Raw genomic sequence first — 22927 nt, 5'->3', positions numbered from 1 at the left:
TATGGAGGCGGAGTCTATGACAGATCATGCACTACTGGCAGAGGGCGTGTCCGAGAAATTCATGCAGTACGTGAAGGTCAACACGCAGAGTTCCGACCTGACCGATGATACGCCGAGTACTCCGGGGCAGTGGGACCTGGCCCGCGTGCTCGAAACGGAGTTGCTAGGGCTGGGCCTCTCCGACGTCTGTGTGGATGAACACTGTTTTGTGATCGGTCGTCTTCCTTCGAACCTGGATCAGCCTGCTCCAGCCGTTGGCTTCATGGCGCATCTTGATACAGTCCCGGGTGTTCCGGGCGCCGGCGTTGTTCCCGTGATGCACAGGGAGTACCAGGGAGGCGAGATCCACGTCGGACACGGTGTCATTCTCTCGCCTGCTGACTCTCCGAGCCTTGCGGGCGCGGTGGGGGAGGACATCATCACATCCGATGGATCCACCTTGCTTGGCGCCGACGACAAGGCCGGAATCGCCGCTATAGTGCAGGCGCTGGCAGAGATGACGAGTCATCCCGATGTGCCCAGGCCCGAAGTGTGGGTTGCATTCACGCCTGACGAAGAGACCGGGAAGGGTGTGGGACGGTTCCCCTATGACAAATTCGGAGCAAGAGTGGCCTACACTCTCGATGGCGGCGCTTCGGGCGAGCTGAGTGAGGAGACCTTCGAGGCGATGAACGGCGTAGTCACGATCAATGGCGTATCCAGCCACACCGGCGCCGCTCGTGGGAAGATGGTGAATGCCATTCACCTGGCGGCGCAGCTGATTTCGTCGATACCAGCAGGGCAGCGACCTGAGACTACCTTCGGCAGAGAGGGCTTCATCCATCCCAACGATATCGAGGGGAATGTCGAGCACGTCGCGATCAAGCTGATAATAAGGGATTTCGATGCCACACTGGCCCAGGCGCGCGAGGAGGCTCTTCTTCGGAGTATCGAGGCTTTGCGGGCTCACAATACAGGCGCTGAGATCAAGTGGACCCGCACTGGCGGGTATCGGAATATGAAGGAGGCGCTTGATCGCGATCCTAGAACCGTGGAGTTTGCCCGCGAGGCAATGCGGTTGGCCGGCATGAGGCCCAGCACCATTCCGATCAGGGGCGGCACCGATGGAGCGCGCCTGAGTTTCGGAGGGATACTCACCCCGAACATCTTCACTGGGGGCGGCGATGCACACTCGAGAGGTGAGTGGGTTTCGGTTCAGGGAATGGAAAGGGCGGCGCAGGTTATGGTGAACCTCGCTGGGCTGTGGGCCTCGCAGGCATGCTCCGCCTGAGTATGGATGCCTTGGCGCACTGCGTTGCATGCCCCAGGCAATGCGGTGTAGATAGGCTTTCGGGCGAGACGGGCTGGTGCAGGGCGGCGGCCCTGCCCAAAGCGGCTCGCGCAGCTCTGCATCATTGGGAGGAGCCCTGCATCAGTGGGGCTGCGGGTTCCGGAACGGTGTTCTTTTCCCACTGCAACCTTGCGTGTGTGTTCTGCCAGAACCACGACATCAGCTGGGGAGGGTTTGGCAGGGAAGTCTCTATCGAGGAGCTTGCCGACATCTTCCTCGACCTCGGCGCCCGCGCTGCCAACATCAACCTGGTGTCGCCGACTCACTATTCCGTGCAGATCGGGCTCGCTCTTGAGATCGCTAGATCTAGGGGGCTAGGAGTGCCAGTGGTGTATAACACGAACGGATACGAGAACGTGGAGACCATTCGGCTACTGGATGGACTGGTGGATATATACCTGCCGGATCTCAAATACTGCTCTGACTCTGCAGCGGTGCGTTACTCCAATGCTCCAGGCTACTTTGATGTGGCGACCCGAGCGATCACCGAGATGAAGCGCCAGGTGGGAGATATTGTGATCGGCGCTGATGGCCTGGCCAGGAGAGGACTTCTCATACGGCATCTGGTTCTTCCCGGGCTGTCGCAGGATTCCTACGAGGTGCTGATATGGATGAGGACTCACTTGGGCCGTGACACCTGGGTCAGCCTTATGTCACAGTACTTCCCGACTCACCGGGCGTGGCAGTTCCCGGAGATATCCGAGCCAGTCGATCCGCGCGAGTATAGCTGGGTGGCGGATCGCCTGGATGAGCTGGGGCTACACAACGGATACTGCCAGTCAGGCGAGAGAGCCGTGAGAGAGCGGGATTATGTGCCTGCATTCGATCTTGCAGGGCTAGGGGCAAAGTGATCTGAGTGGAGGAAGCCGGTCCTTCGTACGCGTGAATGATGATTGGCAGGGCTATTCGATTTGGCTGCCTGATGAGAGAAGCGAAAGCCCCGGGGTTAACCCGGGGCTTGGTGTTCCGCGCATTTGAACTCGCAGACCTTAATCGATAAGGTCGATGACCTTGGTTCAGGCGCCTACCGGCGGCCTTCCGACCTGGATGCTGCGAAGCACTCGCTGCAGTAGACAGGCCTGTCGCCGCTGGGAAGGAAGGGCACCTGCGCTGGCTTGCCGCATGACGAGCAGATTATCTCATGCATCTCGCGGGGGCCACCCATTGATCCGGCGTTGCTCCTGCGGGCGCGCCTGCAATCGTTGCACCTGGAAGGCTCGTTCTGAAAACCGTGATCGACGTAGAACTGCTGCTCGCCGGAGGTGAATACGAACTCCTGGCCACAGTCTTTGCAAACAAGGGTCTTGTCTTCAAACGCCAACTTGATCGCGCTCCTTTGCTAGGTAGGTAGTAGACTCTTGATCAAGTCGGCGGAAGATGCGCATATTCGCCCTTGAACAACAGCCACAAATAGACTACCACGATGCGGCGCAAAACGCAATATGTGGGTTCACGGTTCACGGAGGGTGCGTGTAAGGATTGTAGCACTCAAGGATTGGCATCTCTTCCTCGTGGGTGGCGCATCAGGCTGCCCGTAGGATGTTTACTGGATTCTGTATGCTCGAATTGGTTCTCTGCCTTCGCCTCTGCCAGAATTCGTCCCACTTGCTGTTCAAGATGCTTGTTCTCAAGTTCAGGACTTCCTGTGCTCCCTCCGCGCTCCAGCGCATCCCTGGCCTCTTGTGCCGTATCTGCACCACGTTCTTGCATGCGCTCTCCACCACGCTGCTGCCGATTCGTCGGCCAAGTCCGTCAAGGCGCTCAGCCGACTCACAAGTTCTTCAACCTGACCATTGCCCAGTAGCTCAAACTGTTCATCTACCCAGGCCTTGCATCGTCACTCGCTGCCGTCATACAGAACCCGCGCGAATCCCCACATGTGCTCAGACACGTGATACCAGTCCATGATCCGCACCACCTCTGGGAAGTAGGTGTCGACCAGGTTCCAGATCCATACCGCGCCGTCGCTAAACCCCTAGCTGCTCATCAAGGGGAACCCTGGAGGCCCCGCACCGCTTGCAGTGATAGTAAGCTCTCTTATAGGTAATCTGACCGTACCACGTTGTTAGTGTTCGACTACGGTCACCGGCAAATCTGAGCATGCCGCCGCAATAGAAATGGAGATTCGTCGCCGGCTTCCTTTTTGGCTATCGAGGCTCCATGTCGATTCAAGGATGAACCGTCTTGATCCACCCCCTGGTCAGTTTGTTTGCAGCCTTCGCGCTTTGCTGGACTGCAATTGGCCACCTACGGCATGAGACTGTGTTTTGAGGGCGTGTGGAGCTATCCTGAGCCCCGGTTTCCGCCATTCTGGTCGTAGTTTCCGCGCGATGCGGAGGTCACCGACGGGTGAGCGACGCCGGGTGGATACTTGCGGTCCAGCCCCTGCTATTCGCTGGACAGATATTGACCACCCGCTGGACGAATCCGGACCATCTGTTCGGTCGCATCATCAAGCATGGCTGTGTGCCTCGCGTTTCCGGGTACATAGCGTGCGGCTGAGAGCATCACAATAGCCGGCAACCGTCCGACGAACCTGAATTCATCGAACAACGGTCAAAGGTCAGTGGAAGGAAACAGGGATACCATATCGTAGCGCCAGGAACGCGCAAATGGGTATTGACGTCAAATATGGGAAAGGCTATCATGAAATGGGAACAACATAATAGGAGTGTGCCAAATGAGGAAGGGGGATGGCGTGCAGTGGGCTCCTGCTGCTGTGCATGTCGCGAGCACAATAGAGGAACTCCGTGCACTGCTCGACCGGAGACGGATCGCAGCCCTGAAACTCCTGGCGGAGGAGCCGCTTTCGGTGAAACAGCTGGCAGATAGGCTGCAGCTAATGCCGGCCAGCCTTCACTACCATGTGAAGGTTCTGGAACGGGCAGGGCTCGTCAAGCTTGTGCATACCAAGGAGAAATCCGGGATAGTCGAAAAGCGCTATCAGGCTGTGGCTAGGGATTTCGTGGTGCATCAGTCTCTGGGAGGCGCGCGGGAAGCGCCGGGCATCGCACTGGAGGCGATAACCCGGGACATCCGTGGCGCTATCGAGTGTATCGAGGATGCGAATGAAAGGGATCACGTCGTGAATGCGCAGCTGATCAATGTCCCGATGAGCAGAGAGGTGGCCACGTGCTTCGCCGAAAGGCTTGCTGAGCTGGCAGAGGAGTTCAGGGCGAGTGGAGATGAGAACGTGGCCACTGTCTACTCCATGGCGCTTGCCGTGTACCCCACATCCGTCACCGGCGGAGACCCTACTGCCCGCCCTGAGGAGAATCGCGGATGACCATGCATTCCAGTGTGGAACTGCACAGTGTGTGGAAGGAGTACCCGGCCCAACGCAGACTGCGGCGGGATACGGCGGTGCGCGCACCCGCAGTTGCGGACCTCACTCTCTCGGTTGAGGCCGGAGAGGTCGTCGGGCTTCTCGGGCCGAACGGAGCAGGCAAGTCCACCGCGCTTGGCATGATGGCGGGGCTCATCACTCCAACTGCAGGGCGCATCCTAATCGGGGGAGCAGACATCGTACGGCGGCGGAGGGACGCGGTGGCACGGATAGGAATGGTCTTCGACAGGGGCCGGACCCTCTACCCTAGGATGACGGCATACGAGAATATCGAGTACTTCGCTGCACTCAGGGGTGCAGGGGGCCGGAGGGCGCTCTCGGCGGCCTCACGTGAATGGATACGCTTCTTCGGCATGGAAAGGTGGGTCGCTATGCCAGTCAACGACCTGTCCATGGGCATGCGACAGAAGGTGTCGATCGCTGCGTCTTTGTGCGCCCGCCCGCAGGTGCTGCTCATGGACGAGCCTACGCTGGGCCTGGATGTCCAATCCTCAGTCGAGCTGCGCGCGCTTATCCGACGCCTCGCACAAGACGAGGGCCGTTCGGTCATCATAAGCACGCATCAGATGGATATGGCTCAGGATGTGTGCGACAGGGTGTGCATTCTCAGCGAGGGCAGGGTGCTCGCGCTGGACAGGGTAAGCGCGCTTCTCTCTCTGTTTGCTGCGCGCGCGTACCGCATAGATCTGACCGGAGAACTCGAGTCTGCCGCACGCGATGGGCTCGGCAGAATCGGTCGGGTGAGGATCTCTCGCGAAGATGGCAGGACTGTGGTATGGATAGACGTTGCGAGCCAGGCGCGCCTCTTCGAGGCCATGGATCTGCTGCGCGCAGCGCAGATCGGAGTCGAGTCGGTGGGGCGGGTTGAGCCATGCCTTGAGAAGGTGTTCCTTGAACTCACGGGAAAGCCCAGGTATGCCAGGTAGGAGAAGGAGGCGCGCAGCAGTGGTGGACCTTGCGATACTGTGGGTTGAGATGAAGCGGGGGTTCACACGCAAGCTGAGAAGCCCTGTGGAGCAGATCGCAGAGGTCTTCGCAGTGTACGTGTTCATGGCAGGAGCTGTCCTTGGGGTGACGGCGGGGCGAGCGGCCACGGCAGAACGGGGTGGAGCCGCGGTATCGGCGGCATGCATCAGGCTGGGCGCCCATGGGTCTCCCGGGCAGGAGATGCTGTTCGGCTTCTGCGCCGTGTTCTTATGCCTCAGCGCACTCCAGAGTGCAGCCCGGCTTTCCACGGAGGAACCAGGATCCGGTATTCTGGAGCAGCTGTGTGTCTCCTCCGCACCCCTGTGGCGCATAGTCATTCTCCGCGATATCGCATCGATGATCAGTATTCTCCCGGATATCGCCGTGATAGTGGCTGCAGTGTCGGTTACCACCGGGGTGCGTTTCGCTTCTCCGCCGCCAGGCGCCTGCCTTCCCATGGGCATCATGCGCATGGGAGTCCTGGGGATGGGGTTTGCCCTAGGCGGGGTTGCGCTAATGAGCAAGAGGGTGGGAGCGCTCGTGAACCTCGTATCAATGGGGCTATTTGCCATGGTGTTCGCAGGAGATCCAGCTTCGTCGGGCTGGCGCCGTACGTTGGAGATGGTAGTTCCATTTGGGCCATGCTACAGAATGGCTCGAGACATCGCCTTCAGAGGGATGTCGCTCCAGCATTTCGCATCCACGGGTATTCTGTGGACTTCGATGGCGGCCTGCGCTTCACATCTAGTCATTGGGATTGTGCTGTTCAACCTCGCCTTCCGCTGGGCAGCACAGCGGGGCCTGCTTACAAAAGCATAGCGAGCGCCGCGGTCGGAGAGGCTCGTGACCGCGGCGGGATTGCGGGCTTCTATATGCAGGCGTGGCGCGTGATCCGCATTCTACACAACCAGATCCACCTGCTGGACTGTGCGGACTGTCTTGTCGGTGCGAAGATACAGCCCCATCCGGGCCAGCTCCCCAGCCGTTCTGTTCGTGCTGTCCTTGATTTCGAACTGAGCGTCGACGCTTCCAAGGAAGATGGCCCCTACCCCGGCAGACGATGGAGTCGTCAGCGCGTCCTTGCCTGCCGAGTCGCGCGTCCACACGTATAGCTGGCTCCAGGCATCGTCTCCTTCATCGATCCATCCACTGCCGTCTGTATCTAGCTCCGAAAGCTCCGACATGCCATTGCCTGAGGTGGGCCCGAAGAGCTCGCTTCCGTCGTTCACCGCGCCGTCGCCGTTCCTATCGAATACAAGAAAACCACTGCCCGGACGGAGGTGGGAGATCATCTCGGTTGCACCATCGGCATTGAGATCGAACTCGAACAGGTCATCGGTGAGCTGAGCGGCCTCTCCTGTGAGATTCAGCACTATGGGATCCACTTTCTTTGCGTTTCCAAATCGCGCAGAGATACTCCTCGTGAACGTCTCCTCACTCCGCATCGAAAGGCCCAAGGTGAATCTGACAGCTTGTCCATCGGCGGTAGTGATCAGTCCCTCTGCCTCGAACGACATCTCCTGAGTATCCGTGGTCGTCTCGGTCGATTGGTACTCTGCACCCCAATCAGCGTCATTTGCAGCATTGCCTGTAGCCGCGGAGGCCTGCGAGGCAGCTTCCGCCGCCTGGGCGTCCTTGATCTTGGTGATGTTGATCGTCTCGATCTTGATGCCGGTCAGGAGTTCGATGATTCTCTTTGCCATGCGGGTCTTCGAATCGAGCCCTGCATCCTCGTCGTTCAGCGGATCGGTCACGCTCTGTGTTGCCGCACTGCCCCGGGCCCTCTCAGCCAATGCTGTTCGCGCTTCATCCGATATGGCGACACGGTCGGAGAAGGGGGCGCTAGTAATCCCACGTCCCTGTGGAGCTTGGTCTGGCCTGGATCCGATCCAGGCTGTGAGCGACTCTGATTTGGTGTGCTTGCGCGCACGCACATAGCTAGACGACATGGCTATTGTGGAGTCTTTCACTTGCATCCGTGCATTCCCCCCCGGGCTTTGAGTACTCTAAAGCATGTATCGGCATATGAGCCGATTTCGTTATCCCTTCGGCCATTCGGAGCCTTGCTCCACAGCAACTTATGGAGGAAGCAGCGGCTCGTCTGTCGAAACCCCTACTACATACCAGGAACCTGGCATCGGAGGAGACCAATGAACACTGCGACTTCGCAAGGCACGATCCTGATAACTCTGCCCGATGGCAGCCAGCATTCGGTTGCGGCGGGAGCAACTCTTGAGGAGGCTGCGTCCGTCGTGCCGCACGGGTGTGCCTGGCTCGTTATGGCTGCAAAGGTCGACAACGACCTCCGAGAGCTCACGTACGCGCTTACGCGCGATGCTAGAGTGGAGTTTATCGACGTGAGTTCAGAGGATGGAATGAGAATCTATCGACGCACCGGAATCCTTGTGCTAGTCAAAGCGGCCCGTGAGGTTCTCGAGGGGTGTCGGGTTATGATTCGGCACTCCCTGTCCAATGGGTTGTACGGGGAGATCAAGTGGAGAAGGCCTCTTTCGGAGGCGGACGTTCGTTCGGTGGAGAATCGGATGCGCGAGATCGCCGAGGCGGACAAGCCGATAGTCAGGAAAACGATGACGGTGGATGATGCCGTGGAGCTGTTCCGCGCAGACGGACAGATGGACAAGGTTAGGCTGCTGAAATACAGGAACATCGACACTGTGAACATCTACCAATGTGGGTGGCTGAATGACTACCTGTACGGCTACATGGCGCCGCGTACTGGATACCTCACGGCGTTCAGGCTTCGCCACTATTTGCCAGGCTTCATTCTGGAGTTTCCAAGGAGGGGCAACCCGCTGGAGGTCCCCGAATACGTCGAGCAGGGAAAACTCGCGAACGTGTATTTCGAGGCGGAGAAGTGGGGCAAAGTCATCGGGGTTACCGATGTTGCCTCGCTGAACGATGTGATAGCGTCTGGAAAGATCAACCCGTTCATTCAGATTGTGGAGGCGCTGCACGAGAAGAAGGTTGCTCAGATCGCCGACATGATCAACGCTACGCGAGACCGCACTGCGGTCGTGTTGATCGCCGGGCCTTCTTCATCAGGCAAGACCACCTTTGCCCAGCGGCTGTGGGTGCAGCTCAAGGTGAACGGTTTGAACCCTGTGCCCGTTTCACTCGATGACTACTTCGTCGACCGCGATTCGACACCAACTGATGAGCTCGGCGACGCCGACTTCGAGTCTATCGATGCAATTGACCTTGCGCTTCTGAACGATCACATTACCCGTCTCATACAAGGCGAGGAGGTGGAGATCCCGGTGTTCGATTTCATAGAGGGCCGGCGTTCTCCATACGGAAGGCCGATCAAGATCGAGCGGAACCAGATGTTGATAATCGAGGGCATCCACGGGTTGAACGACAAGCTCACTCAGTCGATACCCATGGGACGCAAGTTCAAGATATACGCCTCGGCCCTGACGCACCTGAACATTGACGATCACAACAGAATACCAACGACTGACGTGCGCATCCTCCGCAGAATTGTGAGGGATAACCTCTTCCGTGGACACAGCGCGCAGGATACTATAGGTATGTGGCAGAAGGTGAGGGCAGGGGAGGAGCGAAACATCTTCCCATTCCAGGAGACCGCCGACGTCATGTTCAACACCGCTCTGGCATATGAGCTCGCGGTGCTGAAACCCCACGCCGAGCGGCTTCTGAACGTGATTAGGGAGGACGAGCCTGAGTATACTGAGGCCAAGCGGCTCAGGCGGTTTCTCACCTATATTTCCCCTGTGGAGGATGCGGACATTCCGCCCAACTCCATAATGCGGGAGTTCATAGGCGGTTCATGCTTCTACAGGAGGCATCCATAACGCCTGACGCGAGGAGGCTATGGCTTGAAGAAGACGCATCTGTCGTGGCAAGACATCGAGGAGCTAGTTGACGCACTAGTAGGGAAACTGGATGGGGAATTCGATGCCCTATTGTGCATAACCCGCGGAGGCATGGTGCCGGCATGCCTGATTTCCGAGAGAATCGACCAGAGAAACATCCTCGCCGCGGCGGTGATGTTCTACACCGGGATAGGCAAGACGTTGGACAAACCTGTATTCCTCCAGTTCCCAGCTGATCCGTACCTCGCCGGAAAGCGAGTGCTTGTGGTGGATGATGTGTGGGATTCGGGCAGGACTGTGGTAGCTGTGAAACAGCGAATCGAACAGGTGGGCGGTGTTCCCAGTGTGGCGGTGCTGCACTACAAACCCACCCAATCCGCCTTTCCCGACCTGAAGCCCGATTACTACGGCGCCACAGTGGACGGCTGGATCGTTTACCCCTGGGACCCCGCTCGCCTCGCGCAACTTGCGGAGGCACGGGTGAAGGCCATGGCTGATGAAGGAAGGGACGGGTTGGAATGAGAGTTGGAATCGTCGGACTTCCTCGTGCGGGCAAGACGACGCTGTTCCGCCTTCTAACTGGGGCCGATCCGATGGGACGGCAGGATGTGAGCATCGGAATGGCTCGAGTGCCTGATGCGCGCATCAACTTCCTTAGCGCGATGTTCAAGCCGAAGAAAACGGTCTATGCTCAAACCGAAGTGGTGGACCTGGCCTCCGGAGCATCTGGCTCAGGTGGGGCGGACCGCTCCGATTCCAGAGGCCTTGCACGGCTAACGAACCACATGAGAGTGGTGGACGCCTTGGTGGACGTTGTGCGGGTTTTCGAATCTCCGGAGGATGGACCTGCCGATCCACTAGGGGAGGCCGCCGCCCTGAACGACGAGCTGATACTCGCGGACTTAGCTGTGGCTGAGGCAAGGGTGGAGCGGCTGTCTGAATCGAAGAAGAGAAGTTCGGAGGAGGACGAGGAACTCCGGATCATGACACGCCTTGCATCGGAGCTTGGCGAAGGACGCGGAATGCGCGAGATTCAGATCCCACCCGAGGATATGGCGGCGCTTCGAGGATATGGGCTTCTGTCGGTGAAGCCTGTTCTGCTCGTGGCGAACATGAGCGAGGAGCAGTTCTCGGCGAGCGGGTATCCGCGCCGTGACGACCTCCGGGCCTACTGCGCTGAGCGGGGAGTTCCCCTCGTGGAGCTGGCCGCGAGGATCGAGGTGGAGATAGCGGAACTCGCTCCGGATGAGCGAGAGGCGTTCATGTCTGAGTATGGCATCTCCGTTAGTGGAGTGGAGCAGGTGTCACGGGCAGTGTACAACAGCCTGGGATTGATATCCTTCTTTACGGTCGGAGAGGATGAGGTCAGAGCATGGCCAATTCACGCTGGCACTGTTGCCCGACGTGCTGCCGGGAAAGTCCACTCCGACATGGAGCACGGATTCATCCGCGCGGAGACCGTTGCCTATGACGATCTTGTCCGATGCGGTTCGTTCGCTGCAGCCAAGGCTGCGGGCCTGTTCCGTCTTGAGGGGAAGGAGTACGTCATGGCCGACGGCGACATAGTGAACTTCCGCTTCAGTCCACCGAAATAGCGAGAGCAGCAGGCGCCAGCGCCTTCATGGAGCCGATTCGCCGGCCTCTGCGCCTCCTTCCGTTGAGGCGTGGAGGCCGGCTTGACGCTGCATGGGTCACGATCATCGGCGCTGTCTTTAGCAAGTGCAGGCTGAATACCCTCGTATATGTGGAGGGATATTACTCCTAGCGTAAGGCTCGCACGATGCGCGGTACGTCGCGCGAGCGGGAGGGGGTGCACGATTGGCTCAGAACCAGGGGATCACGCAAACCGAGAGCTGGTTTGCCAACGAGCAGCTCCACAAGGAGCAGCTATGCCTCAAGAAGTGCGGGATATATGCGAACCAGATTCAGGATCCGCAGCTAAAGGGGAGTATTCAGAGGATGATGAACTCATGCCAGAAACACCTGAATGCGCTCCAGGGCATGGTTGGGACGGCGGGCCAGAATCTGATGTAGCATCCCAAGCACAAGTTCGGAGGGGGGAAACATTTGGACGAAGGCAGGCTGACAGATAAGGACATTGCAGCCGACCTGCTGAGCGATCTCAAGGAAATGGCGCTTGGATACCACATGGCCACCATCGAGGCAGCGAACGCCAGTGTACGCAGCACCTTCATGAATGGACACGATGACTGTATGAAGGAGCAGCGTGAGCTGTGGGAGACCATGTACTCCAAAGGGTGGTATCCAGTGCAGAATGCCACGCAGACTCAGGGGCAGGCGAGCACCAGCAGAGCCAAACCGCCGGGGATGATGTAATAGGCCCTGGCAGGCGTGGCAGAACTGAACGGCAGTATTGGCAATTGGGCGGCGGGGGGAGCGAATCCCCAGCCGCCGATCCATTTTCCGGCGCCGCGCGCCCATAGGAATCGGGCTCAAACTGGCGAATTACTCATGGCAATGGCGCAATGGCGTTCGCCCCGACCTCGTCAGGCGGGGAGGTTCAGTGTGGAAAACCCACATACTGCAGGCGGCACAGGTCGTAGTATATGCCCTTCTTGGCGAGAAGCTCCTGGTGAGTGCCTGTTTCGCGCACCTTGCCCTTGTGTATGACAATGATCCTGTCGGCATGTTGGATCGTCGATAGACGATGCGCCACTACGATCGTGGTGCGCCCAGCGATCAGCCTGGGCAGGGCGTCCTGGATCAGGAGCTCAGTTTCGGTATCGATGTTCGCTGTGGCCTCATCGAGCACTAGTATCGCGGGATCGAACGCGAGCGCGCGCGCGAATGCGAGCAACTGGCGCTGACCCGCGGAGAGGGTGGACCCTCGCTCGGTGACTGGCTCATCGTAACCCTTGGGGAGCCTCGAGATGAAGCGGTCAGCGTTCACGTGCTCGGCCGCTTTGCGAACTGTCTCGTCGCTGATGCTCTTGTTGTTCAGCCTGATGTTGGTCTCTATGTCGCCCGTGAACAGGAACACATCTTGGAGAACCGTGGCTACATTCCGCCGCAGGTCGGCTGTGCGATACTGTCGGACATCGCGCCCATCTACAAGGATCTGGCCTTTCTGGATGTCGTAGAACCTGTTGATCAGGCTGATGATGGATGTCTTGCCAGCTCCTGTGGCGCCCACGAAGGCAACTACCTCGCCTGGCTTGATGCTGAAACTCACGTCCCGCAGAACCCAGTCTTCATTGTTGTAGGCGAACCACACGTTCTTGAACTCAATATCGCCGCTTAACCTGTCGATTTCCACTGGATTCTCCGGTTCAGAGACGGTGATCGGAGTATCGAGAAGCCCGAAGATTCTTTCTGACGAGGCCATCGCTGACTGCAGGATGTTGTATTTCTCAGTTAGGTCGTTGATTGGTCCGAAGAACTGGCCGACGTAGTTGATGATCGCATAAAGCACTCCGAACTGCACGGTCCCTCCAAGAACCCGCCGCCCGCCGAACCATATCACCAGGGAGAGAGAGAGGGCGCCTATAAGCTCCATGATTGGCCTGAAGACCGCATAGACCATCATCTCGCCTACGCCCGCGCGATAATAGTCGTCGTTTATCTTCTCAAACTCCTCATACTTTCTGCGCTCGCGGTTGAAGATCTGCACCACCCGCATGCCAGAGATGTTCTCCGCCATGGCGGCGTTGATCCGCGCGAGAGTGGTTCTAACCATGCGGTACGCCTCGCGCGCCTTCACTCTGAACACCACCGTCGCCACCGCGATCAGCGGAAGCGTGACAAGGGAGACGAGAGCAAGACCAGCGTGGAGTCTGAACATGACCACGATTATGCCGATCAGCATGAACACATCCTTGAAGAGGTTGACGACCACGGACGTGTACATCTCGTTCAGGGTCTCAGTGTCGTTCGTGACTCTGGTAACCAGACGCCCTACCGGGTTCTTGTCGAAGAAGGCCAGGTCCATTCGCTGGAGGTGAGTGAACAACTCCTCGCGTATGCTGTACACTATCCTCTGCCCCACGAACTGGAGAGCTAGCGCCTGTGCGTAGTTGAGGAAGAATGCTCCAACCCCCACGGCTAGCAGGATCATGGCGAGCCTGCTGATGGCGGAGATATCCTGCCCGCGAAAGGCCATGATTCCGCCTGGATCGATTACCGCCGCGGGATAGCTGAGTCCATCGGCTCGGAGGATGGCGCCGCCCGTTTCGTCCTTCCCGAGTTGGAGCAGGCCATGGTCCTTCGGCAGGACCTCGGAGATGAGAACGTACTTCCCCGAAACGTTAAGAAGCTGGTAGTGGGCGTAGCCTTCCTGTTCACGGAGGCGTTCAGGAAGGTGCTCTGATCGCACGTACACATGGCCGCCGTAGGCCATTCTGTTCCTTCCACGCACCTCTGCCGGCGCCTCGGCAGGGAGGTATCTGGCCATCGGTGACTCGAATCCTGTCACGTGTTCATCGATGGCCATCTTGATGACATATGGCCTTACGAGGTCGGATGCGGCTATCAACATGAGAACAACCAGAACTACGATGAACCACGCGCGATACGGCTTGGCGTAGGACATCAGGCGGCGCATAAGCCTCGAATCATATGCTTTTCCTATGACCTCGTCTTCCTGGGGTTGCTGCATTTCCGCCTCTCGCCTCCTTCACGCTAGTTCCTGGTCTCGATCTCTTCTTCGAGGAGCTGCTTCTGGTGTAGTTCCTGGTAGAGACCGCCCTGTGTCACAAGGGACTCGTGGGTCCCACGTTCCACGATGACTCCGTCGTCCAAGACGATGATCTCGTCAGCGTCCTTAATGGTCGAGATGCGGTGAGACACGATTATACTTGTTCGACCGGCCCTGTATTCCTTAAGTCCCCGGAGTATGCTCTCCTCTGTTTGAGTATCGACGGCGGACAGGCAGTCATCGAGAATCAAAATCCTGGGCTCCTTGATGAGAGCCCGCGCGATGCATATCCTCTGCTTCTGACCGCCCGAAAGTGTGACCCCGCGCTCACCGACTGTAGTTTCGAAGCCGTTGGGGAAGTCAATGATATCCTTGTGCACCTGTGCCAACTTGGCGAAGTGCTCGATCCGTTCTCTAGGGCAATCATCAGCAGAGAAGGAGATGTTCTGGGCGACAGTAGCCGAGAACAGGAATGTATCCTGGGGTACGCACCCGATATGACGGCGGAGAGAGGCGAGAGTCACCTCCCGGATGTCCTGGCCATCCACGAACACTGTGCCCTTCGGAGGGTTGTAGAGCCTTTCAAGGAGGCTGACTATTGTGCTCTTTCCGCTTCCCGTGCGCCCGACCACTGCGAGGGTCTTGCCTGCCGGTACAGAGAACGACACGTTGGAGAGGACTGGAGGCGCGCCTTCACTGTATGAGAAAGTCAGGTTTCGGAACTCAATATCTCCCGCGACATCAGTGAGGTTGACTGATCCGAGCTCATCAGCCACATCGGGAGTCTCGTCGATTATGGCATTGATCCGATCAAGGGAGGCGTAGCCCCTCTGGAGGACATTGATCACCCATCCCATTGCGATCATCGGCCATACTAGCATTGCAAGGTAGCTCGTGAAAGAGACGAAGTCCCCGAGGGTGATTTCGTTCAGCACGATCATGGTGGTTCCGTACTTGAGCACAGCCGCGAACGCGAGGGTGGCGGCGAGCCCGCTCATGGGGCTCATGAAACCCCATACCCGCACTAGTCTCATGTTCTGATCCACGTTTCGCTGAGCGGAGCGCATGAACTTGTTCACCTCTGGGGACTCCTGCACGAAAGCCTTCACGACACGGATCCCCGCGATGTTCTCTTGCGCCTTGTCTGTAAGGTCTGAGAAGGCCTCCTGGACTGCTCGGAAGCGAGTGTTGATCAGCTTGCTGAATGCCCACGTGCCGACCGCCAGAAACGGAAACGGCAGCAGACTCGTGATCGCAAGACGAATCGGTGCAGTTTTCAGCAGAATGGCCAGGGTTGCCACGGTCATGAAGACTGCATCAGTCAGCAATATGAGGCCCTGACCCAGCGCCTGCCGGACCGCTGGTATGTCGTTTGTGGCATGCGCCATCAGATCGCCAGTCTTGTGATCGTTGAAGTACCGCGCCGAAAGCCTCTGCAAATGCGCGAAGAGCAGGTTTCGCAGGTGGAAATCGAGGAGCCTTGCAGTCCCCATGATGTATATGCGCCACAGGAATCGGCCAACTGCAGTCGCGAGCGCAAGCCCAATGACCGCGAGCACGAAACCAAGCAACGCGCGCTCGGTGAGGGCGCCTGATTGGAGAATGTCGGTGAGCCGCCCCAGAAGGCGAGGAACGACCAGTTGTACCGAATCAACGAACAAGAGGAACAGTATGCCCACGATATACCGCCACTTGTACCTGATGAGGAACTCTTTCAGGTGGACGAGGCGTTTCAAGACGATCCCTCGATTCCCAGAACATCGCGAGACGACACCTTAATATTATACGACAGACGCGAAGCACTTGGAAGGAGATAACGCCTGAACGCCTGAAGACAACACCTGAAGCACTAGGCCTTGACCCGGCAGACACCTCCTTCACATTCCACTTCGGCAGGAACGGTGCGCAGCGGAGACCTAATGGCGTTCGCGTCCTCTCGGGCGGGAACTGCCAGATGCTCTAGGCACTGGCCGAGGGCCAATGCATAAGCGGCGCCCAAGACTCCGTATGCCCTGTAGTGGACGTTGCAGAACGCCAGGCAGGAGTGGGCGGCGGCCCGAAATGACTCGGCGGTCCGTGGATCCGATGATAGCTGGGAGAGCCGGGAAAACCAAATGGCGGCGTAGGCATTTTCGTGAAAGTCCCTGTTGGGCTTCCCAAACGACGCCGGGTCATCGGGTCCGGGAATTCGGGAGAGAATCCCTGCTGCGCCAGGGGTTAGTCTGCCGGCGCCATGGGTCGAGTTGAGTTCAGTGGCAAGGCCTGCTGAGATGTTAAGCCACTCCTGGGCATGTGTGGCGTCAAAAGCATCCAGACACGCGGCGCCCACCGAGATCGCATCATTCGCCAGCCCGTACACACGGGGTCCCTGTTCGTCGCACACGTGCGCGATGGCTAGGCGCCGGCCTTGATCGGCGCCACGATGCCTGCCGAGTATTGCTTTCAGGGCGGTTACGGCCTGCGCGATCCACTCATCCATCGAGAATGCCTGCCCCGCGCGGATCATCCCCGACACTGCCCTTCCGTTCCAGTCTGCGTAGATCCGCCTGTCAACCCGGGGCGGGGTTCGCTTGCTCCGGTTCTCAGCGGGCAGAGAGTAGTAATCCTCATCAGCGTCCTGAGACCCTGCCCAACAGTTGGCTGCAGGGACGAATAGGACCGTGTTGAGGAAACGGGCCGTGCTCCAAGCCGATGCTTCGAAAGCCTTCTTTTCAAAGCCCGCGGACGCTGTAGCCTGCGCCAGGGTGGAGAGGAGCAAGGAGTTGTCAAGAAGCATCTTCTCGTAGTGGGGCACACTCCAGTCCCTCACTGTGGAGTAGCGGAACAGCCCACCCTCCACATGATCATAAGTGCCCCCTAATGTCATCGCTGAGAGGGTGCGCGTTGCGATTTCCTGCAGCACGGGCCTGCCGTTCCGCACGTGCTCTGCCAACACGAGATGGATTGCATCGAACATGGGGAACTTGGGTGCAGTGCCGAATCCGCCATATTCAGGATCGTACGAAGCAATAACTGTTCCGACTATGTCGTGGTATGCATCCCATGAGGGGGTGAACTCATACGGACGTTCGGCCTGAAGCTCGTCCGCGGTGATACGGGAGCTCATTTCCCCGCGCCACGCTGGCAGGCCGGATTGAAGCCAGATCTCCATCTGTCGCTCGGCGACATATGTCGCGCCATCCATGGCGCGCCCGAGGTTATCGAGGATGGCAACGGTGGGCCATCCCCCCATGTTGTACTTCGAGTTGATATCGGGGCGGACATCGGTATCTACTCGTACAGGGATGAACTCCTGGTTGATCAGCGATGAGACTGCTGGGGAGGCGAATGTGGCATCGTCCATGACATGACACCAGTGGCACCAGGATGCGGAGATGGATAGCAGCACCGGTTTGCGGTCTCGCTGCGCATCGTTGAAGGCCTCTCGACTCCAGGGACGCCATGCCACCTCAGATCCACCACTTGTGCCCGGCGCCGAAGCCGGCTCATCTGCCGGCTTTGCCGTTCGCTTTTCCACGAGTGCATCAGCTCCTCTTGCCCTGGCCCGGCTTCGATACAAGTTCGCACCGGGATGTAGGGGCTATTATGCCCAGAGTGGGCCGGATCATCGCCAGGCAGCGCTGGGGCAGCGGCATACTGGAGGCGAAAAGGAAGCGGGAGCGCTGTCGCTCCCGCTTCCTTTTCGCCTGCTGTCTCAGTACTTCTTGATCTGCACCCTCAACTCCACAGGGGCGCCTTCAGTTATGTCGATGTCATCGAGGAAGGCGGAATCGTATGTGCCGTAGTCGTCCGGGTGGATCTCGAAGCTGTATACGTCCGGCTCGAGCCTGCCTTCGAAGCGGCCCTGCCCGATGTGGGGCAGTTCCATTAGCCACTCTCCACTGCTTATGACGTTCACGACAACGTTGGAGAACGGCTTGCCATCAAGTGTGACGATCACTCTCACTGTGGCCGAAAGCCCAGCGCCGAGATCAACCTGCTTCTCTGTGGTTCCGCCTCCTCTGACCTCGATGTCGTTTACCGTCTTACTGCGAATTCCGTCAGCGCGGGATTCGATCCTGACTTCGTAGACGCCCTCGGGGAGCTTGCCTTCCCAGACTCCCCTGGCCTTGGAGTCTAATGTAGTGACATAGTCGGAGTCCTGGTACACGTAAACGTCTGCTTCGGTGAAGGCCTTCCCGGCTGTTATGAGCTTCACTCTGAGGAGCCCCGTCGCGCCCAGGTCGATCTGTTTCTCAGTTGTCGCGCCGCCGGTGATCTGGACGTCGCGGATGATCTTCTCGCTGATCCCATCCATGCAGGGGTCGATCTTGATATCGTAGATGCCCTCGCCGATGCGGAGCTGGTAGACGCCGCTCTTCGCGCTGTCGACGCGCTCGAGCCATGCAACGAAATCGCCGCCCTGATAGATGCTGACGTTGGCGTTGCCATATGGCTTTCCGTCGAGGGTGAGTGTGACTCGGATTGTGCCCGCGCCGCCAAGGTCCACTCGTTGCTCAGTTGTCGCGCCGCCGGTGAGCTGGACGTCGCGAATGATCTTCTCGCTGATCCCATCCATGCGGGGGTCGATCTTGATATCGTAGATGCCCTCGCCGATGCGGAGCTGGTAGACGCCGCTCTTCACGCTGTCGACGCGCTCGAGCCATGCAACGAAATCGCCGCCCTGGTAGATGCCGACGTTGGCGTTGCCATATGGCTTTCCGTCGAGTACAACCGAAACTTGAAGCAGTCCCGTGGGATCAAAATCCATTTTGACCTCGGTAGTCGCCCCCGATTTGACCACGATGCCCTGGGCCTGGCGCTTCTGGCCGACTGGATCGTGGACCTCTCCCACAACGTCGTACGTGCCTTCCCGCAGCCAGATCTCTAGCCTGTCAGGCTGGACCTTGAAGGCGCCCATTGCCGCGCCACTCTGGAATGCCATCGCAGACACTTTCGCAGGTGCTAGCGGTTTGCCTGCGACGAGCGGAATGAGGACAATCCTTCCAGGCGTCTCTACCTCAATGACGACCTCGGTGACCTGGCCAGCCTTCACATATGCCTCCTGGACGTCGCTTGGGTATCCGTCCACGTAGACGGCTTCGGCGCCGTAGACTCCAGGAATCACGGCGACTTCGCGCACTCCCAGCTTCAGTGGAAGCTCGATCTGTCCAGCGGCGCCGGATGCGACAACTCTGGCCTGCGACGTAACATCTCGGCCAGCGGCCATCACGCGTACCCGCAGGGCGCCTAGGACGTCGCCGAGATCCACGTTTACCTGCTTGGTTTCGCCTCCTGCGACACCCACGCCACGAACTGCCTTTTCAACCGTCACTTCGCCTTGGTAAAGTACGGTGAGATCATATGATCCCGGTTTCGTAGTGAGGCGGAACGCATCGCTTCCGTCAGGTCCAGGCATTCGCTGCGTTTGCACGGTTGAACCGGACACCGTCACCTGGCACAGCTGCGCGATGCTTGCGCCCATGTAGGTGACGCGCACCTCGAGCGCTGCGGGGAGCTGACCCAAGTCGACCGACAGGAAGGTCTCTCTATTAGGAAGGATCGACCCTGCGACTATTCGGCTTAGTTCCGGGTAGCGCCTGTGGGTGACTACGAATGTGTAGTCACCAGCCGGCAGCGGCGCGCTCGGTGGGATTCCAGCCCAGGACGCTGCGACTGGAGCACCATCCTTGAGGACACGGATGTCGACCTCGCCGCTTACGTCCATTCCAGACGCAGACGCGGCTATCCGAACTCTTCCTTCAAGAGTGCCGAAATCCAGCCTTACCTTGGTGGTCTGGCCTGGCTTGGCGACTACGCCCGCCTGCTCCACTGTGATGATCTCTGTTCCGACGGCGAGTCGCCCTCGAACGGTGTATGCACCCTCTTCTAGAGAGACCCGAGCGGCTGACGGGACGCTTACCGTGACACCTGCCGCTACGGCTTCGCCAGAGGGCTTGATCACTTGTATGTCGGTGCGGGAAGTGACGTTCACTCCGCCCGCCCACGACTGGACTTCGATGATCGATGGGGATATGGCTTGCGCCATGATGGAGTTCAAGGCCTTCTTGAGGCTCTGAGTGTCGGTGGCGCCGTAGTAGTCGCCAATGCACATCACCTTAGGGGCTTCCTTGGCGCTCAGGGCGAACCCGACTACGTATGGCTTGAGGATGAGCCCCTGGTCCTGTAGACGCTTGGATACTACGCATGGGTCTCCACCGCAGCTTTCGGCGCCATCGGTGACAAGGATTATCACATTTCGCGCATCGCGTGGCTCTGGAAAGTCCTTGGCCGCTAGCTCTAGGGAGTATGCGATGGGGGTCATGGACTTCGGCTTGATCGAGCGCACTATGTCGATCATGCCCTTCCTCGCCGACGCGACAGGCTGGAATTCCTGCACGAGAACGGTATCGTCGCACGGCTTGTCGGCTGCATTCGGCGCCAGCTCTGCCCCGTACACGCGGAGTGCAATGAACAGCGACGGATCATCGGGAAGGTCGCGGATGAGCTGCTCCATGACCTCCTTGGCTACATCCATTCTCGACCTAAACCCCTCGACTTTAGCGGTCATGCTCACCGAGGAGTCAAGTATGAACTCGATGTAGGTCCGCTGGCCCGCATCGGCGAGCTGTGGTGCATCTGCGGCCTGTGCCGCAGATGGGAATACTGCCCACACTCCTGATAGTGCAAGGCACAGCGCAAGGACAAGGTTAACGGCGATTGCGGGCATCGTTTTGGCTCTCATGATCACATAGCGCCTCCTTCGAGCGGACTCATGCGCCGGCTGCGGTGCGAATGGACAGGCGCAAGGCACTGCGTCAACTTCGACGAACCAAGGGGAAGTCCTTCCAACGTTCCAGCCCGGCGAGGACGAACCGTGGCGAGTAATGACGCGCACCTGGTCTGCTCAGACCGCCCCCTAGGAGGATCACCCAGCTGCTCGTAGAATCATTGTAGGATTATGTCTCATTGAGATGGATTGGAGGCTGATCAGATGCCGGATTACTCTGGCGCTCTCAACGACGTCTTGGTGAAGTTGTTCAATAGGATCCTGTCCATCGAAGAGAGAGTCATCAACCAGGCCTACGCAGGAGGACTCACCATAACCGAGATTCACGTGCTGGAGGCAGTGGGAGCGGATCGCTGGAGGTCAATGTCGGAGATCGCCGCAAGGCTCGGCATAACTCTGGGGACTCTCACGACCTCCATGAACCGTCTTGAGCGCAAGGGGTATGTCACTCGGGTGAGGCCTGATCAAGATCGGCGGGTCGTTCTCGTCGGCCTAACCCCGAATGGTCTTGATGCGTATCGGTTCCATGAGGTGTTCCATTCGGAGATGGTCGCCGCGATCCTGCATGACCTGAGCCCCGATGACCAGGTCGCGACTTTAGGGGCGGCACAGAAGTTGTACGAGTTCTTCCTTAAGGTGGAGCCTTGCGATATAGTTCGTTAGGATCGTGGGAACTCCGGAATGGGTCTACATCAAGTAGCCCACAACAGGGCCCACAAAAGACCGCTTGACATTGAGAAGGCGTGTCTCCCAGGGCGATCGTCCGCCCGGAAGGTGACGCGCCTTCTCGCTAGCCTGGCAAGAACCCATGCATTGATCTACAGCCCAATGGAGCGGGCTAACCGTAGTAGCGGGACCAGGCGGACCTGAGTATCCAGCTCACCAGGTCGTCGAAGTTCATTCCTGCGGCCTTCGCCTGCAGGGGGAGGAGGCTAACCTTCGACAGACCCGGGAGCGGGTTGATCTCGAGGAAACACGGCTGTCCCGCGCTGTTCAGCCTGAAGTCCACTCTCGCGACGTCTCTGCATTCCAGAACCTCGAACACGCCCACCGCCATGTCGGAGATCTCTTGCACCAGCTCTTCCGGGATCGGAGCTGGCACTCTGAACCGCTCTAGGTTCTCGCTTTTCGTCTCGTAGGAATACACGAACTTATGGTCTGCGGCGTCTCTGTCACCCGGACATACCTCCATTATCGGCAGTACGTGCGGGCGGCCATTTCCGATGATTCCAGCTGTGAACTCCCGCCCCGGCAGGAACTCCTCGACCAGAGCCGGCTGGTGGTATGTGCTGAGTATCCACTGGATCTTCTCTTGCAGCTCTTCGATGCTCCATACCTTCGAGGAATCGCGTATCCCTTTGCTTGAGCCTTCGGAGTTGGGTTTAACGAACACTGGGAATGGCAGGTCGATCTGATCAAGACCCTGCGCGGAGTTGACCTTGATGGATCGTGGTGTTCTGATTCCTGCCGTGGCCGCCACTCTCTTAGCCATGGCCTTATCCAAGGCGATCCCGAGGGTGAGTGCATCTGAGCCCGTGAACGGAATCTCTAGGAGTTCAAGGAGCGCCGGTATGAGGGATTCACGATTACGCCCCATCCAGCCTTCGGCGATGTTGAACACGATATCCGGGCGCGCCTCGTCCAGTCTCTCCAATAGGTCCGGTTTGTGTGGGAACAGCATTACCTTCTCTGCCAGGCGCGAGAGCGAGGATGCGAGAGTATCGACCGTCTCTTCCTCCTCACACTCGGCAGCCAGATCGGGAGCGTGGCCGCCTCCTTCGGAGGCGTGGGGAAAGTCCTTCTTCAGGTTGAAGGTGATGCCCACTGTGGCCATCATTCATATCACAGCTCCCCATATGTTTGTCCGGCGATTATCCGGGTCAAACTGATAATACTGCCATGGCAACGTCTAGTCCAAGCCGCACTTCGCCGTCTGCAAACACCTGGAGATGAGATGGGCAGGAATACTGCGCACTGCTCGCGAGACCGCTGCATTGCGCGGTAT

At 58.6% G+C, this 22927-nt stretch carries 18 protein-coding genes; 11 read left to right on the top strand and 7 right to left on the bottom strand.

The annotated features are described in order from the left end of the window. The first annotated feature begins 16 nt into the window (after positions 1–16). Positions 17–1270, top strand: a complete 1254-nt coding sequence (pepT, locus tag VB144_03120) for a peptidase T (protein ID MEA4882648.1) — start codon at positions 17–19, stop codon at positions 1268–1270. 2 nt (positions 1271–1272) lie between these two features. Continuing rightward, a complete protein-coding gene (locus VB144_03115) occupies positions 1273–2181 on the top strand; it encodes a radical SAM protein (protein ID MEA4882647.1) in 909 nt (302 codons plus the stop codon). Positions 2182–2354: 173 nt separating this feature from the next. Here VB144_03115 and VB144_03110 read toward each other — a convergent pair whose 3' ends face one another. Then, on the bottom strand, positions 2355–2651 hold the full coding sequence (locus tag VB144_03110) for a zinc-ribbon domain containing protein (protein ID MEA4882646.1): 297 nt from the start codon (positions 2649–2651) through the stop codon (positions 2355–2357). 1359 nt (positions 2652–4010) lie between these two features. Between VB144_03110 and VB144_03105 the strand changes: the two genes are divergently transcribed. The 3 genes from VB144_03105 to VB144_03095 are packed head-to-tail and all read left to right on the top strand — an operon-like array spanning position 4011 to position 6461. Next, entirely contained in the window at positions 4011–4616 is a 606-nt protein-coding gene (locus VB144_03105) for a winged helix-turn-helix domain-containing protein (GenBank protein MEA4882645.1), read from the top strand. After that, positions 4613–5602: an ABC transporter ATP-binding protein gene (locus tag VB144_03100; GenBank protein ID MEA4882644.1), complete on the top strand. Its 990-nt coding sequence runs from the start codon at positions 4613–4615 to the stop codon at positions 5600–5602. The genes VB144_03105 and VB144_03100 overlap by 4 nt, the downstream gene beginning before the upstream one ends. Positions 5603–5621: 19 nt before the next feature. After that, on the top strand, positions 5622–6461 hold the full coding sequence (locus tag VB144_03095) for a hypothetical protein (protein MEA4882643.1): 840 nt from the start codon (positions 5622–5624) through the stop codon (positions 6459–6461). A gap of 80 nt (positions 6462–6541) precedes the next feature. Here VB144_03095 and VB144_03090 read toward each other — a convergent pair whose 3' ends face one another. Further along, a complete protein-coding gene (locus VB144_03090) occupies positions 6542–7618 on the bottom strand; it encodes a VCBS repeat-containing protein (GenBank protein MEA4882642.1) in 1077 nt (358 codons plus the stop codon). Positions 7619–7792: 174 nt separating this feature from the next. Between VB144_03090 and VB144_03085 the strand changes: the two genes are divergently transcribed. From VB144_03085 to VB144_03065, 5 genes are all read left to right on the top strand, one after another. After that, a complete protein-coding gene (locus VB144_03085) occupies positions 7793–9478 on the top strand; it encodes a nucleoside kinase (protein ID MEA4882641.1) in 1686 nt (561 codons plus the stop codon). 24 nt (positions 9479–9502) lie between these two features. Continuing rightward, a complete protein-coding gene (locus VB144_03080) occupies positions 9503–10021 on the top strand; it encodes a phosphoribosyltransferase family protein (GenBank protein MEA4882640.1) in 519 nt (172 codons plus the stop codon). Beyond that, on the top strand, positions 10018–11094 hold the full coding sequence (locus tag VB144_03075) for a DUF933 domain-containing protein (protein MEA4882639.1): 1077 nt from the start codon (positions 10018–10020) through the stop codon (positions 11092–11094). Before VB144_03080 ends, VB144_03075 begins: the two co-directional genes overlap by 4 nt. A gap of 223 nt (positions 11095–11317) precedes the next feature. Next, positions 11318–11533: a hypothetical protein gene (locus VB144_03070; GenBank protein ID MEA4882638.1), complete on the top strand. Its 216-nt coding sequence runs from the start codon at positions 11318–11320 to the stop codon at positions 11531–11533. A 33-nt stretch (positions 11534–11566) separates the two neighbouring features. Beyond that, on the top strand, positions 11567–11836 hold the full coding sequence (locus tag VB144_03065) for a spore coat protein (protein ID MEA4882637.1): 270 nt from the start codon (positions 11567–11569) through the stop codon (positions 11834–11836). A 184-nt stretch (positions 11837–12020) separates the two neighbouring features. Here VB144_03065 and VB144_03060 read toward each other — a convergent pair whose 3' ends face one another. The 4 genes from VB144_03060 to VB144_03045 form a co-directional block, all read right to left on the bottom strand. Continuing rightward, positions 12021–14114 carry an ABC transporter ATP-binding protein gene (locus VB144_03060; GenBank protein ID MEA4882636.1) on the bottom strand — a complete coding sequence of 698 codons (2094 nt, stop codon included), beginning with the start codon at positions 14112–14114 and terminating at the stop codon, positions 12021–12023. Between the two features lie 23 nt (positions 14115–14137). Further along, positions 14138–15889: an ABC transporter ATP-binding protein gene (locus VB144_03055; GenBank protein MEA4882635.1), complete on the bottom strand. Its 1752-nt coding sequence runs from the start codon at positions 15887–15889 to the stop codon at positions 14138–14140. 113 nt (positions 15890–16002) lie between these two features. Continuing rightward, positions 16003–17670, bottom strand: a complete 1668-nt coding sequence (locus VB144_03050; GenBank protein MEA4882634.1) for a DUF255 domain-containing protein — start codon at positions 17668–17670, stop codon at positions 16003–16005. 177 nt (positions 17671–17847) lie between these two features. Further along, entirely contained in the window at positions 17848–20877 is a 3030-nt protein-coding gene (locus VB144_03045) for a VWA domain-containing protein (GenBank protein MEA4882633.1), read from the bottom strand. Positions 20878–21126: 249 nt separating this feature from the next. On the opposite strand from VB144_03045, the gene VB144_03040 reads away from it, so the two are divergent. Continuing rightward, positions 21127–21585: a MarR family transcriptional regulator gene (locus VB144_03040; GenBank protein ID MEA4882632.1), complete on the top strand. Its 459-nt coding sequence runs from the start codon at positions 21127–21129 to the stop codon at positions 21583–21585. A gap of 175 nt (positions 21586–21760) precedes the next feature. Here the strand turns inward: VB144_03040 and VB144_03035 are convergent, their stop codons facing one another. Then, positions 21761–22759 carry an ATP-grasp domain-containing protein gene (locus VB144_03035; GenBank protein ID MEA4882631.1) on the bottom strand — a complete coding sequence of 333 codons (999 nt, stop codon included), beginning with the start codon at positions 22757–22759 and terminating at the stop codon, positions 21761–21763. Between the last annotated feature and the right edge of the window lie 168 nt (positions 22760–22927).

The organism is Clostridia bacterium (assembly GCA_034926675.1).
Taxonomy (GTDB): Bacteria; Bacillota; DTU025; order DTU025; family DTU025; genus JAYFQW01.
The sequence above is the reverse complement of the archived record's forward strand: the minus strand, read 5'-3'. Positions and strand labels throughout refer to the sequence as shown.